This is a genomic window from Poseidonocella sedimentorum (assembly GCF_900116005.1).
In the GTDB taxonomy this organism is placed as follows: domain Bacteria; phylum Pseudomonadota; class Alphaproteobacteria; order Rhodobacterales; family Rhodobacteraceae; genus Poseidonocella; species Poseidonocella sedimentorum.
The window spans coordinates 24,650-41,011 of sequence record NZ_FOYI01000010.1; the positions used below are offsets into that span (position 1 = coordinate 24,650).

General features: G+C 67.6%; 1 protein-coding gene (running past both ends of the window). It reads right to left on the reverse strand.

The whole window is internal to an Ig-like domain-containing protein gene (locus BM353_RS13155) on the reverse strand: the coding sequence, 53,373 nt in all, runs 21,357 nt past the left edge and 15,654 nt past the right edge, and what appears here is coding positions 15,655-32,016, spanning codon 5,219 (complete) through codon 10,672 (complete); reading right to left, the first codon wholly in view occupies positions 16,360-16,362. The start codon and the stop codon both lie outside this window.

Genomic DNA, 16,362 nt, shown 5'->3' on the forward strand with positions numbered 1-16,362 from the left:
GAAGGTCTTGGGGTAGCCGGCTGAATTCAGGTTTGGCGGCGAACTGATGCCATAGCTGGCCCAGTCGATGATTTCGCCCGTGCCCGGCGAGCTTGCCGAGTTGCGGTAGTCCACGCCCTCGACGAAATACTCGCGGAAGGTCTCGCCGTCAAAGTAGCCGTCCTGCTCCAGCCGGACGTTCATGGTGTTGTAGATGTAGCCGGTCTTTATGGATTCGTTGCCGTCCTGCTCCGTCACGGTGGTCGTGACCCAGCTCACCACGGGCACATCGATGACCGCGTCCACCACCTGATTGTAGCCGGTGATGACTTCGTAGGTGTAGGTCTCGGTCGAAAGGATCGGCGCTTCGATCTGGCGCTCGCCGGTGGCGGCGGCGGTGGCATCGACGATGACATCGACCCCGGCCTGAACCGTGATCGTGCCATCGCCATCGAGCACCCCGTCGCCGAGGACATAAACGCTGCCGAGCCCGAGATCCTCGGTCTCCACATCGGCGCGCGCGGTGCCCGCGGTGGTGCCGTCGGGCAGCGTTGCCAGAAGGCCCGCCCGGACGGCGATCCGCGCATCCGTCACGCCATCGGCGGTGGCGACACTGGCCTGGATCTGCACATCGTGCGAGGCGTTGATGAAGACCTCGTCCTGCGCCAGAAGATCGCCGCCGACGAAGAGCGTGCTGCCGCGCACATGGATGCGCCCGCCCGAGACGAACGAGGCATTGCCGCGCCCGAAGCCCTGATCCGATTGCAACAGTACATTGCCCGTGGCGAGGATTTCGAGGCGGCTGTCGTCTTCCCAGGTCCGCAGCGCGGCCCCTTCGAGGACGGAGAGCGTCCGGCCGGTGATGGTGATCGCGTCGCGGGCGTTCATGTCGGCCCGGACGATGACCTGCCCGCCGGTGGCGCCGGTGACGGTGATGCTCGCGGGGTTCGCGCTGATGTCGCCGCCCGTTTCCTCGATCGCCTGCCCGATCATGCCCTGCAGCAGGAGCCCGCCGGAGCCGGTGATCTCGATCGCGCCGCCGATGCCGGTGTCGAGGATCGCGCCGCTCAGCCGTTCCGGGGCGCCGCCTTCCAGAGTGTCCGAGACGCTCGCGGCGTCCAGCGCATTGTCCTCGGTGACAACCTCGCCCGCGCCATCGAGCACGAGGAAGCCCGACGCATCCATCCAGCGCCCGTCCTCGTCCACGAAATAGGTGTCCGCCGCCGTCGCGCCGCGCGCGGAGTTCATGCGGTAGACGAGCGACGTGGTGGTCACCGAATTGCCCAGCGAGTCGGCAAGCCCACCGGTCACGCGCAGCAGGTCATGGCCGAAGATCAGCCCGCCGAGGGTGATCCGCTGGTCGGAGGTCAGCAGGATCTGCCCGCCGGCGCCTTCGGCCAGGGTGCTGCCATCGATGCGCAGATCGCTCGACGAATGCAGCGTGACGGTGCCCGAGGTGGTGCCGTCCGGCCCGAGGCTGCGCACGGCGCTCGCGGCGTCGATCCAGAGGCCGGTGCCGAGCAGGTCGGTGTTGCCCGCGCCCGCGCCTGCGGTGAGGGTGATGTCGCCGGTGGCGAAGATCCCGCCGGGGGCATCGCCGCCGTCTGAGGCCGTGCCGCCAAGGCGCAGCAGATCGCCGGCGACGATCTCGACATCGCCATTCGCGGCGACCGCGGTGGCCGTGCCCGAGACGATCTCGGAGCCCGCGTTGAGGCTGCCCGCGATGCGCACGGTCGGTGCGGTGATCTCGATGAGCGAGTCCGCTTGCGCGCTGGCGACAACGCCGCCCGCCTGCAGATCGAACAGCGTGTCGACGGTGAACCGCGCGAGGCTGCCCGCCTCGATGGTGGCCCCGGTGCCGCTGGCCGCGTCGCCGATGATGATCTCGGGCCCGGTCACGGTCAGCGCATCGACCTCCACGGCCGCACCGATGAGGCTCAGCGTGCCGCCGAAGGACAGATCGAGATCGCCCGCCGCCGTCAGGTTGCTGGACAGATCGATGTCATCCAGCGCGGTCAGCCGCAACTCCGGTGTCGCGTCCCCGGCGATGAAACTGGACTCGATGACGCCCCGGATTTCGAGCGCGACGCCGGAGATATCAAGCTGCCCCGCCGTGTCGATCCGCCCGCCGCTTTGCGTCAGCTCGACGGTCCCCTGCTCGGAGGTGATCGTGAGCAGATGATCGGCCAGCGTGGTCTCCACGGCGCCATCGATGATCACGTCATTCAGGCCGGATATCTCGATCCGCCCGCCGGCCGCGGTTGTGCGCAGCGTCGCCGTCGGCTCCAGCACGAGGCTTTCCGCGTCGCTGCCGCCGGTCACGCTCACCAGCCCGCCGGCCTCGACCAGCCCGCGCAGGCGCAGGGTGCCCTCGGCGCTCAGGGTGACGTCATTGCCGACGCCGCCCGCGATGATGTCGCCGACAAGCACGCTCGCCGCTCCGAGCGAGAAGCCGATGCCGCCATCGATCGTCTCCAGAACGCCGGTGGACTCCAGCTCCAGCCCGCCCGCGGCTTCGTCGGTCTTCATCTCAAGCGCCGTGTGGGCGCGGATCTTGCCGGCGATATAGGTCGCGCCGTTGGGCCCGTCGGGCGCGCCGATGAGAATGTGCGAGCCCGTCGCCGCTGCATCCATCGCATAGCGCCGCCCCGAAACAGCCCCGATGATCGCGCCATCGCCGTCATTGGTGATCGCCCCGGGAATGCCGTCTTCGAAGACCGCCCCGACAGCCGCGCCGTTGACCGTCTCGCGCAAAGTGCCGGAGGCATCGGAGGAGGCCAGCAGCGCGATCTCATAAGGCCCGACGAAACGCAGCCGCCCGTCGCGCAGCTTGACGGCAATGTCCGGCGTGCTGCCACCACTGTCGCTCGGCACGGCGGCGAGCCCGGCATAGACCGTCCCGAGCGGCGGTGTCAGCACCCCGTTCGGATCGTCGGTCTGCACCACGGTCCACGCCGCCGCGTCCATGGCCGCGGTCAGATCGGCCAGAAGGTGCTCGATCGTCGTATTGTCCGCAGTGTCCTCGGTGGTCACGGTCACGGCCGCTTCGATGGTGTAGCCGAGCTTGTCGACCTGCAGCAGCAGCGTCACGTCCTCGTTGAGCACGCCATCGGACCGGTCGGCCCAACCGCCGAGCAGGAGCTCCTGGATATCGCCCGGCGCCAGCACCGAGATATCGCCCGGCGCGTTGAGGAAGATCTGGCTGTTCTCGCGCTGCGTCGTGATCTGGGCCGACCCCAGAAGGACCAGGCCCTGACCGTCATAGGCGCCGATCGGATCGGAGGGATCGGGGCTGCGGGTGTCGAGCCCGCCCACGAGTTCGACCTCCTTGCCCGCGGTGATGTCGGTCCGCACGAGGACCTGCCGGTCCGCCTGCACGCGGATGGTGCTGTCCACGTCATAGCGCACGGGGTTGCGGCCGATGTACTTGCCAAGGCTGTCGCGCACCATGTCGCTCCGCCCGCCGGCGATCAGCAGCCCGCCCATGTCCACATCGCCGACGCCCGAGAGCGCGATGCGCCCGTCGACGTAGCTGCCGCCCGCGTCGCGGCTCCGGCTGCCATCCTCGGCGTACCCCCAGGTGCCTTCGGTCACGAGCTCGGCGGCGGAGGCCACGATGAGCCCGGTGCCGGTCTCGGCATCCGCGCCGCCCGCCACGTCGATGAGCCGCGAGGCGGTGAGGTAGCCGCCGGTGGTGACGATCTCGCCCGCTTCGTTTTCGGTGAGCCCGCCGATGGTGATCCGGCCCGTGCCGGTCATCAGGATGTCGCTCTCGCGCCCGGTCCAGGTGAAGCTTTGCGACAGCAGCGCCTCGCTGCCGGGATCGTCGGGGTCGGTCAGGCCGAAGACCTGGTAGAGCTGGCCGCCGGAGGTAACGTAGCCCATCACCTCGATCCGCTCCTCGCCCGAGAGCGTCACGGTCGAGCCCGCGCCATTCGCGCCGAGCCCCGCCGCCGTCACACCGCCGGCGGTGTTGATCAGGAGCGAGAGCCGGTTGGCGCCGGTATCCGGCGCATCGGTCATCGCCGCGCCGGTCCAGTGGTCGTCATCGCCGGGCGTCCCGCCGATCAGCGTCACGTCGCCGGAGGCCAGGAGGCCGGACTCGAGCCGGATCTGCTGGCCTGCGCTCACGATCAGATCGCTGCCGCCGTCGCCGTTTTCGTCCAGCGCCCATTCGACGCCGGTCTCGATCACTTCGCCCCCGGCCACGATCGCGCCGAAAATGTCCACGTCTTCCGCGCCCTTGACGGTCACGGTGGAGTGCGCGTCGGTGGTCCGCAGCGTGCCCGTGGGCCAGACATAGACGCTGCTGCCGCGGGTGTCGGCGCGCCGGCCGGTGCCCTCGATGGCCTCGCCGTTCACGTCCACCCCGCCATAGAGCGAGAGCGCGGCGGTCGCGGTTGTGAAGCTTTCCACGAAGAGGAAGCTGTTGGACTGATAGGTCAGCGCCGCGTTGGCCCCGGTCGCATTGACGTTGCCGCGCAGGATCACGTCCTCGTCCGAGCGGAGCGTGAGCGAGGTGTCGTCGCCGAGGCTGGTCACGGTGCCGGTGATCAGCAGGCCATAGCCGGTGTCGTGATCGGCGAGGTAATGATCGGGGGAGGCATCGGCAATGCCGCGGAAATAGCCGGTCTTGTTGAAGATCGCGTAGCGCGGCTTGTAGGCCGGGTTCGGGGTCCCATCGGGCAGGGTCGGAAGGCCGAAGACCGCGTTGTCGTAGATCTGACCGGCCGAGGAAAGCAGCAGATCGCCCGATGCGGTGATCGACCCGCCAAGCAAGAGCGCGCCCTGCGAAGCGATGGAGATCGTCCCGTTGGTGCCGGAAATTTCCGGTGTGATCCCATCCTCGAGGAAGCGCGCACCGGCGCGGATTTCCGTCCCGCTGTTGACCGCGAGCACGTCGTCGGAGTGGAGGATAATCGTCGAGTCGTCCGCTTCGGCGCGGAAGCGGGCAAGCTCCACGAGGATCAGCGGACCGCCGCTGGCGAGGTCAATCGTCGCGCCCTCGCCGGCGAGCTGGAAGAGGCCGGAGGTCTCGATCGCGTGGGTGGTATCCACATCGATCAGCGCCCCATCGTCGAAGACCTCGATCCGCGCGGCATTGTCGATGAAGAGGCTCGCCGGCCCGGCAAGCGCGTCGTAATCGACCTGGGCATAGGCATCATCAAGCCCGGCATCGCCGATCCGGCCGGTCACGTCGAAATCGATGAGCGCGTCGCCCCGGAGCCAGCCGGTGATCTGCGCCTGTTCCTCGACCCGGATCAAGAGCTGCTCGGCATAGAGCCCGGAATCGGGCAGGCCCATGGCATCGTGGACGTTCTGGCTCGAGACCCGGAGCTTGCGCGTCTCCAGAGTCAGCACATCCTCGGGCGCCTGCACATCGCCTTGCACGTCGATCTCGTCGGCATAAAGGAAGGTCGTGTCGCGGAACTGCGCGATGCTGTCATCCGGCCCGCGCGGGAGCGCGCCGCTGTCGGGGACGAACTTGACCTGCGTCGCTTCCTTGATGTCGCCGAGGTACATCAGGTTGCCCAGATCGCGCCGCCCGATATGGATCTCGGAGAACCCGTCGGCCAGCGCCGCGAGATCGCGCGAGGACATGTAGAAGCCCGGCCGCTCGACCTGTTGCTCGCTGTCTTCACCGTAATCGTCACCGACGAGATCTTCCGCCGACGTGCCCATGTAATAGGTCGTGACGTCGCGCTGGCTGCGCAGAGTGAGGACGCCGGTGCTGATGAGCTGGCCCGCGCCGCTCATCAGGTCGATGTCGTCGGTGGTGATGGTGATGAACCGGCCGGCCTCTTCGGTCTCGACCGAACCGCTCGCGAGGGTCAGGAGCGAATCGTCGGCCAGAAGGTCGATCTGCAGATCGCCGTGGGCGACCTCGATGGCATAGCCGGTGCGGATGTCGCTGCGGTTCTTGCGCAGAAGCTCGCGCCACTCGGCGGCGCCGGCGGCCGGATCGGAGATCCAGTCCTCTTCGTCTTCCCACTGGGTGTCGTCGGGTGTCTCGTCGATGACGAAGCCGGGGTTTTCCTCGCTGACGTAGGCCTGTTCCTGCCTCAGGATAAGGTCGTCATCCTCGATCAGCACCACGTCGCCCGCGCCATGGCCGGAGGTCGCGGCGGTGAAATAGGCGATGCGCGTGCGGATCGGGTTGTCGAACGTCCCGATCGCGTCCTTGGCCTTGACCATGAGCGAGGCGCCCGCCCCGGCGATCTGCCACGCGTCAGCGTTGATCAGGCTGCCGTCAGCCACCGAAATCCGCATCTCGCTCGCGCCGTCATCTCCGGCGGCAAGGCCGGAGGCGGAGAAGATGTTGGCGCCGAGGATCACGTCCGAGCCGTCGCCATAGGTGCGCAGATCCAGATCGCCGCTGTTGAGCAGCGTCACATCATGGTTGATCTCGATATCGCGAATGCTGCCGATGATGAGGCCCGAGGCCATCAGCGGGGTCTCGAGGATCACCTCGCGGCCAAGCGCGCGCAGCTCGGTGCCGCCGAGGTCCATCGCCGCTTCGCCATCGCCCGCCTTGAGCCGCACATCGGCCCCGAGCGAGGTCACGCCGCTCGCGTCATAGGCCGCGCCGCGCCCCTTGATCGACAGCCGGTCGATGAGCCCATGCTCATAGGTGATGACCTCGCGGCCATTGGTCAGGGTACCGAGCCCGAGGACGAGCGCATCGGCCGTGGTTCGCGCGCGATCCTGCTCGACGATGATTTCATCGAAATCGCTGCCGAACTCGACAAGGTTGATGGTACCGGTTTCGCCCGACCGGTCGGCGCGGTCGGTGCGGAAGCGGTAATCGTCGCGCCCGCCGGTGTCGGTCACGTCAACCTGCCACTCGGGGAAGGACTTGACCTGAAGCGTGTCCTCGAAGGCGGTGAGGATGATGTCCTCGACCTGGGTGCGCGTCACGCGCAGCTCCACCCCGGTGCTCTCGTCCACCGCGTTCACACCCCGCTTGTCGAGCGAGAGGGTGACGGCGTTGTCCATGGCCGAGAAATCGAGCGCGGTGGCGCCGTCGCTGTCGCTGAACTTGTCTTCGCCCCAGTCGCTCTCGAAGGCATAGGTGTCGAAGCCGCCGCCGCCGGTGAGCCGGTCATTGCCCGTCCCGCCCGCGAGCCGGTCATCGCCGCCGCCTGCGGTCAGCCGGTCATTGCCCGCGCCGCCTTCCAGCGTGTCGTCGCCAAGCGCGCCGGTGAGCACGTCATCGTCATCGCCGCCCCGGAGCGTCCAGCCCTGGGAGGTGCCCGAACCGGCGATGAAGCCGCCCGGGGTGTAGACCCGCTCGCTGACCGTCTCGATACGGCCTTCGCCGTGGTCGATTTCCTCGGTCTCGATGGTGACGGTGCCTTCCTCGAAATAGCCGATCTGGATCCTGTCGTCACCCGCATCGCCCGAGATCGTGCCGCCGCCGTGGCGGGCATAGGCCGTGTCGTCGCCCGCGCCGAGCGAGATCGTCGCGGTGACGTCCCGAAGGCGCGTCATGTCGAGCGTGTCGTCGCCCTCGCCGAAATTCGCCACCACGTTGCGGATGCCGGAATAGGTCTGGTACCAGCCGTCGTATTCGACCGAGACGGTCCCGCCGGAGCCGTAGAGCGTGACCTCCTCGCCGGCGTCATCGGTGCCGAAATACTGCCGCTCGCCGGCGCGGTCGCCGACGTTGAGGTAAAGCGTGTCGCCCTGCTTCTCGGCGAGATAGGGCTGCACGTAGGGCGCGTTGTATTCCCAGTCGAAGAGGTTCGCCTTGAACAGCGTCGCCTCGTAGAAGGTGATCGTCGTGAGCCACAGATCGAGCTCGACGAAGATGCTGGCCACGAAATTGGCGTTGATGTCGATGTTGAAGAGGTTGGCGAAACCGCCGTCCTCGTATTCGTACATCGTCGCGATTTCCGAGCCCCGGATGCGCCCGTCGCTCTCGAAGGTGACGTCGGTCACATAGCCGTTCGCGTCCTTGGTGAGGACCGATTGCGCGATGTCCTGCAGGTCGAGCCCGGCGTGGAAGTTGATCGTCCCGCGCCCGCCCCCGTAGAGCGGGCCGATGCCGACGCCGAGCGAAAGGCCGATGGAGGCATCGAGGTAAAGCTCGTCCTTTTCCTCGCCGCCGGTGCCGCTGACGATCGAGCCGTTGCGGAAGGTGGGCAGGGTGAAATCATGGACGAAAAACCCGTCGAGCGCGTCGAGCGGGTTGCCCGAGCTCATCGCCTGGCGGATGCCGTAGGTGTCGTAGCCAAAGGCCAGATCGGCGATGATCTGGAAGTCGAGGCTGGCATCGACCTTGACCGTCACCGGGCCGATCGGGATGCGCGCCAGCGGGATGTCGATCCCCGTCTGATAGCCCAGAAGCGGTAGCTCATAGGTGAAGAGGATGGCGTCGCCGCCGGAGATGATCTCTTTCCAGTTGTCGATATTCTTGATGTATTCCAGCATCTTGAAGCCGGAACGCGGCTGGTTCAGAGCGCCGCCGGAGCTCTTGATCTTGCTGGAGTTGGAGCTGGACGAGCCGCCGCCGCCGCCCGATGAGCCGGCGGAAATCTCGGCGAAGAGATCCTCGACCGAGCCTGATCCGCCCGAGCCGGAGCCGCCAGAGCCAGAGCCCACCTGAATTGCCGGAATCGCGCGCAGCTCGCCCGCGCCGAGCCCCACGATGCTGCCCAGAAGGATCTCGCCTGAGTCGCCGAAGCTCTTGAGCGTGTCGGGCAGCTCGGCCATGAACAGCACCGCGTCGAAGAAGGCGCGCGGGATCTGCGGCAGGCCGCGGAGCTTGAGGATGCCGTTGATGAGGCCAAGCGGCGTCGGCTCGATCCCGGCGTTGCGGATGAAGTCGAGCCCGTCGATCTCGGTGATCATCGAGCGGACAAAGGGCGTCATCGGCTCGAGGATACCGGCGATATCCTCGCTGATCGGCAGCAGGAAGTCGTCAATCAGCGAGCCGACATCGACGCGGAAATTCTGCAGCTCGACGGTGGGCAACCCGAGCCTCTCGCCGTAGCTCCAATCCCAGTCGACCGTCAGGTTGGCGCGCAGTTTCGGCATCGAGGAGGTGGCCGAAAGCGTGGTCTGCAGGTCGAGCGCCGAGGTGACGTCGAAGGCGACGCCGAAGGTCTGGCTCGGGGATTGGGAAATCAGCTTGCTGGCGGTCAGGCGCCCGCGCGCATCGCCCTTGATGTCGATGCCCAGAACCACGCTCGCGCCGCTGGCCTTGCCCCCGGGGCGCGCGTCGATCACCTCGGCATCGAAGAACAGCAGCGAGCCGTTGGCGGTGAAGGGGTTGCCGTCGGTCCCGGTCAGGTAGGCGTTGGCCTCCAGCCGGATTTCCTTTTCCTCGTCGGTGTTGGTCTTGATGTAGATGCCCGAAGAGGTGCTGATCCCGAAGCCGAAATCCCACTGCCAGCCGATGTCGAAGGCGAAGCCGCCGTCGATGTCGAGCGAGAAGCCGGGGATGTCGATGTCGAGCGGAATGTCGATATCCGCGCCGAGCAGATCCATCCCGAGATCCATATCGAACTCGATCGCGTCGGCCTCGTCGGGGGGCAGATCGCCCGGCGCCCAGGCCGCGAGGACGAGCCCGTCGCGATCCATCCAGTTGATCGCGATGTCATCGATGTTGACGGTGCCGTCACCGTTGTAGTCGAGCACCAGATCGATCCCGTCGGTCCCGAAGAGATCCCACATCGCATTGCGCAGGATGCCGACCGTGCCACCCTCGGAGGAGAGCTTGTCGCGCAGCTCTTCCAGAAGCCCGACGCGGAAGTTGCCCACGAAATTGCCCGCCTCGCCGAGCTTGTCGCCGATGAGCGGGATGTCGCGGGTGATCTCGTCGCCGAGCACGTCCTGCACCACGCCGAGCGCGTCATCGAGCCCGTCGAGGATCACGGAGGGGTTGGTCAGCATGCCCAGGAGCGAGAACTGGTCAAGGAAGTTATCCATGACGTCCTGCACATTGGGCACGGTGATGGTCAGGACCTCACCCTGAACGAAACTGCCCGAGGCCATGTCGAGCAGGCCCTGAAGCCCGGTTTCGCCGGTCGCGGCGGTGAAGGACGAGAGCGTGATGTCCGGCAGGCCCGGGACCTGCAACATGATCGGCAGATCCATCCCGAAGCCGCCGACGAGTTCGAAATCGAGGTTCTGGCTGAGGCGTTCGTCAAAGAGGTGGAACTTGCCGTCGTCCTCGACGCTGCCACCCTGCTGGTCCAGCGCGATTGTGAAGGTCGCGTAATCCTCGGTGGAGGCGAGCCCGTCGCGGTCGATCGCGGCCCAGCCATCGGTCACGCCGATGCGCGCGGGCCCTGCGTCGAAGCCGAGATCGAGCCCGGTGCCGCGGACCGCAAGGCCGATGCTCGCCACCGTGCCGCGCGCCTTGTCGGGGGTGACGTCATAGCTGCGCTCGACCTGCACATCGGTGAAGGTCGCACCGCCGATGCCGGTCGCGACCTCGACCTGAAGCCCCGCGTGCAGCACGACCTCGACGCCAAGCTCCTCCGAGAGCCAGTCGGCCAGCTCGATGATCTCTTCCTGGCGCCGCCCGACGAGTTGATCGGGTCCGTGGACCGCGTCGGTGTTGCCGTCTTCGCTCCCGCTCAGCCAGTAGCTCCGGACCTGGGCGGTGATGCGCTGGACGCTGTCGCCCAGCCCGCCGAGGATGGCGCGGAAATCGGCAAGGATCTCGTTGCGTCCGGCCTCATCAAGCTCCGAGGAGCGGTTGGCGAAAACCGCCGAGCCGAAGGGCGCGACCGTGATCGTCTCGATCCGCGTGGGATCATAGTCATAGAGGAAGACGCTCGGGGCGCCGTCCACCAGCTCGATCCCGGCATGGACCCGCAGGTTGGCATAGGCCGAAAGCTCGATCGCGCCAGCAGCCCCCGGATTGAGCACATCGGCGATGTCATCGACGAAATCGAAGCCCGCGAGCGCTTCGGGCCCGGCGATGGCGGCGAGCTGTTGCAGATCGAGCGAGAAGCCGAAGTTCTCCTCGAACACCGCGCCGATGTTGAGGTGGATATCCAGCGTCTCGCCGTTGAGCGCGAGCGCGAAGATCTGGTCTTCGACGGCGAGCGTATTGTCGTCTTCGATGCCGAGCGCGGCCTCGATCCGCGCCTCCATCTCGTTGGCCGCCCCCGCCGGATCTGCGGCCGCTTCCTCAAGGCTCTCTAGGAAGCCGTCGACGAAGGGGAACACATCGGCGAGCGACGTGCCGACCACCGGCAGGACGACCGAATAGAACGGCTGATCCTCGATGGCGTCGCGCACCATTTCCAGCCCGAGGCGGGTGGCCGAGATGATGTCCTCAAAGGACATGTCCTTGAAATCGAAGGCCGCGCCGAGGTCGGGCATGATCACGACCATGTCCGACGCGCCCACCGTGCCAGCCTCGACCAGCGCGTCGATATCGGCGGCGTAAAGCGGGTTCTGGTCGATGATCTTCAGCGCGCCGGGGCTGAAAATATCGAGCGCGGTCATCGAGACCTCGATGTTCGGCGCAAGCGGGATGTCCGAGCCGAGCCCGGGATCGACCGAAAGCCCGCGCAGCCGGGCGGTGGCCGAGCCGGAGAGCTCGAAATTGAGCGCCGAGAAGGAGATTTCGTCGAAGGCAAAGACCGTATCGCCCTCGGTCACGGCATCCGCGTCGCGGTCCAGCGTGACGGCGATTTCGGCGTCGAGGAAGAAGCCGCTGTCGGTCCCCTCGCCGCCCGCCGTGGCGGTCAGGATGCCCAGTTGCAGCGCGACCTCAAGGTCCTCCAGCGCGAGCGAGGCCTCTGCCGACAGCGCCACATCGCGCACCCCGAGCTCCAGCGCATCGGCGCGCAGCACATAGCCCGCGCCCGACAGATCGGCCTCCGCCGCCCGGTCCAGTGTCAGCGTGTTGGCATCGACAAAGCCCGCGACGGTGTAGGTCTCGCCCGCGATGTCGAGCTTGTGGCCGACCATGCCGGCGTCGAAGGTGAAATTCGCATCCGCGAAGGTCCGGCTCCCGGCGCTCAGCGCCCCGGTGTTGCCCTTGTAGGTCTTGCCGTCGAGGTCGGCGTAGAGCGCGAGCCCCCCGGCGACCGATACGTTGAGACTGCCCACCGCTTCGGTCGTGAGCTTGATGTCGTCGCTGCCCAGATCGAGATTGAGCGGGACCTCAACCGGCGTCAGCGACTCGGCGAATGCAAACGGAATCGCAAACACCCGCTCGACCGGATCGAAGGTGACCGAAAGCCCCGCGGGCAGGACGCCGGAGCGGTTCACCGCATCCATGAATTCCTGCAGCGTGGTGATCTGCTCGCGGGTCTCGTGCAGCACCATCCGGTAGCTGCCCGAGAGCTGGGCGCCGCCCGAAAGCACAAGGCTGCGACCGTCGAGAAACTCGTTGACCGCGAAGGTGCCGACTTCGGTCTCGACCCCGCCGGCCATCTGGAACAGCGTCACGTCGCGCCCGTCCACCAGCTCCTCGGTCATGCCGCCGAAGGGGTTCAGCAGGATCGTCGCCGCGTCGCCGTCGATCGTCCCGGAACGGACCGTGACGGCGGAGACATCGAGCACATCGACCCGCGCCTTGAGGAAGTCGATCTTGTCATAGACCGAGCTTTCGAAGCTCTGCCCGAAGGCGAGCACCTGATCGAGCCCGGTGTCGAGGAAGGGCAGCGTATTGCTGAAGACGCCGCTCTCCTGCACCCCTTCGAGCGTGTCGATGAGGTCGGGGAACATCAGGATGAGATCGACGACCGAAAGGCGGCTGAAATCGCCGATGGCGTCGAAATCGCGGGTCTCCCAGTCGATGCTGCCGCTGATCGGCGCGCCGCTGGCGATGATGCGCGGGGTGGCCGCGGCGGCGAGGTCAAGGCTGCCCAGCTGGGTGTAGACCGGCAGGTCTATGACGAGCTCGTCGCGGGTCTGCTCGAAGCTGAGCCCGGTTGCGCCCTGCACGATCCGCCCGCCGAGCGCGAGGGACATGGAGCCGGTTTCGCGCGCCGCATCGCCGATCGAGACCGAGAGCGGCCCGAGCGCGGCGGTCAGGTCGATGTCATCGACCGAGGCGATGGCCTCGAAGTCCAGCTTGTGCAGCACGAATTCCGCGTCGCCCGTGCTCCAGTCGAGCGTGAGGTCGAAGGCCACATCGACCGTGGCCTCGATCGAGACGGTCACGTCGCCGTCGATCTCGAGTGCGAAGAGATCGAGGGCCTCGTCGAAGTTGAGCTCCGCCTCGGCCTCGAGCTGCAGCCCGGCGGCGAAGCTGAGTTCCATGCCGGAGGCCGTGGTCACCAGCCGCAGCGCGTCGCTCTCAAGCCCCAGCTCGGGCAGCCAGTTGTCCTGCAGATAAGTCAGAAGCCCGCTCATGGTGGGCGCGCCGGTGGTCCCGTAATCGGGGGCGGCCAAGCCGTCGAGCGCCTCGCCGGTGTTGCCGATATAGCGCTGGACATAGTCGCCGATGGCGAGCAATCGGTCCGCGCCGACGATCTGCGACACGGCCGAGTTGATCACCGGCAGGGTCATGCCCAGCGGGTTGGTCGAGACGTTCTCGCCGCTGTCGTCAAAGTCGGGGGAAATCTCTTCCTTGAGGTCGCTCACTGCCGTCGAGACGCTGTCCATCGCGTCATAGAGCAGATCCGAAATCACCGCTTCCAGATCGCCGAATTCGATGGCGAGGGGCCGTTCGGTGGCGTCGTAGCTAAGGCTGAGAGTGTCAGTCTCTCCGCTGGATTGGATCACATCGGCGCTGCGGTCCACCGCCTGGCCCATGGTGTTGCCCTGGAGCGAGATCGTCCCGGCCATGTCCGCGAGCGGCGTGTCGATATAGGCCGTCGCCTGGCCCGAGATCGCCATGCCTTGCGCGCCGTCGGGGCGCGCGCCGATCAGCAGCAGGAGCGCCCCATCGCGCAGGCCCGCCGATCCGACCCCATCCACGGTGAATTCGGAGGCAAGGTCGCTGACCGTCGCCTCCAGCATCGCGCGATCGTTCTCGATGGTCTGGGCGAAGGTGAAGCTGCCCTCCAGCGTCGCCATGTCGAGCACGTCGAGGCTGGCCGAGCCGCTGACCGAGAGCGCGCCATCCGCGCCGAAGCTCGCCGCGAGATCGCCTTCCAGCGTGATGCCGTCGATCCCGGTCAGGCTCGCCTCGCCAGAAACGCTGCCGCTGCGTGTCCCGTCGGGGTTGAGCACCAGCTCGCCGGAAATGTCATCGAGCGCGAGCGCCAGATCGCCGAGCCGGATCGCCAGCCGCGCCTCTTCGGCGTCGAGCGTCCATGTGTCCCCCGCCGCCGCACTGCTCTGCACCAGCCGGAAGATCCCGTCGACCTCCGCCGCGCCGAGCCGCAGCCGGGCCTCGGCCTCCACCTCGAAGGCGCGGCTGTCCATGTCGAGCGTGACGTCGCTGGCGGCGCTGCCCGCCGAGAGCGTGAGCGCCGCGCCGGACCAGTCGATGGCCGCAGCGGTGTCCGCAGGGTCGACCCCGGTGCTGCCCGAAATCTGACGGTTGAGCTTGAGCGCCGCCGAAGTGACCCCCGCGAGCTCGTAGCCCGCGATGCCCGCCGCGCCGATCTCGCCCGCCGCCGTGAGCCAGCGCCGCGCGGGGCCGGATGTCACATCCTCGGTCGAGAGTACCGCGAGCAGGTCCATCTCGCGCAAGGCGACCGTCCCGCCGGAGAGCTCCGCGCCGATGCCCGCGCCGCCGAGCAGCACCTGATCGACGGTGATCGCCGTGCCGTCGTCGAGCGCCACGTCCTGATCATCGCGGAATTCGAGGAAGAGCGCGCCAGAGGCCTCCAACGTGCCAGACGCCACCGAGACGCTCATGTCGCCCCGGATGCGGCGCTCGCCTTCGAGCAGATCGACCTGATAGAGCCCGTCCGGCGTGGCCACGCTTTCGCTGAGATCAGAGCCCCAGTTGTTCCACGTCACTTCGAGCGCATCGGCGTCGATGCTCAGCGCGCTGCCTGCATCGAACCCGACGTCGCCCTCGAGCTGAACCGCGTAGCGGGTGTCGATCCCCTGCTGGTTGCGCAGGAGCACCGCGCCTGTCCCGTCCGAAAGCTCGGCGCTGAGCCCGCCCGCCGAGAGCGCGCCCTCCACGTCCTGTAGCCCGATGCGGATGTCGGTCGTGTCGATGCCGTCGACCTCGTGATACACGACGCTCAGGCTCAGCCCGCCTTCCAGCGTCCCGAGACCGGCGACGTTCAACGCGCCCCGTGTGATCACAAGCTCGCGCCGGTCGGCGCCATCGGTGAAATCGAGCTCCTGTGTCGCGTCGCCGAGGCCCGAGGGCACGGTCTTGGTGATCGCCCGGCCGAGCGTGTTGACCGCGATGCGGCCCTCCGCCGAGAAGCTCACATCGCCGCCGAAGCCGCTCAGCGCCAGCGCGCCGGAGGCCTCCAGCGCATAGCCCGCGCCGTCCTGTCCGCGAGAGAGCACCATCGCCAGCGCGCCGTCTTCAAGCGAGACGCCCGCCGCTGGCCCGCCGATCAGCCCGCTGACCTCCTCGGCCCCGATGAGCAGGTATTCGGGCGTCTCGGCCGCGGCCCGGCTGAGCCCGGTGACGACGCCCATGAGGCGCGTGCCCGCCAGCGACGAGACCCCGACGAGATGGAACTCGCCCGCGCTTTGCCCGGTGTGGACGCGCACGGCCCCCGCGCCGAAGACCGGCGCGCCGCTGTCGTCCGTCATTGCCTGCAACGCGGCCTCAAGCGCGGCGCGTTGGGCGCTCACGCTGAGCTCGGACAGATTGATGGTCTGGGACCACTCAGCCGCGCCGCTGGCCCGGAGCCGGACCATGTCGGCCAACCCGTCGGGCAGCGAGAGCGAGAGCGTCTGCACCGGCGCGGCTTGCACCAGCGCCACTGCGCTTTGCGCGAAATCGCCGGTGAAGGCGATGGTGAAGACACCTGCCTCCGCTCCATCGGTGACCGAAACGGACCCGTCGCCCAGAACCGCGAGCGCGCTGAGCGCTTCCTCGATCTCGGCCGCCGTGGCATCGCCCGCGATCGGCGCGGTGACCGAGCTGCCGAAGGCGAGCGCGAAGACGGAGGTGCCGTCGGCGATGGTGAGCGACTGGCGCTCCGAGGTGGTCGTGCCCTCGGCGATCTGCGTCAGGGCGGCGTCGGGCGCGAGGGTGAGCGCGGTGATCGTGCCGGTGGCGACCGGGACGTCGCGGCCAAGTGCGGTCCCGGCGAAGGTGACCTCCCAGCGGTGCCGGCCGGCCTCGCCCGTGACCAGCGACACCAGCGCCTCGCCGCCCAGACCGGCGAAGTGCGTGCCGTCTCCGGCGATGGCGGCGTCGATGGCTGCGGCCATCTCCTCGGCGGTGGCGTCAAAGGCGATCTCGGCGGTCTCGAACCGCTGGGCGAAGATGTCGAAGGATAGCACGAAGCTGCCGTCGAGCGCCTCGTCATAGAGGTCCAC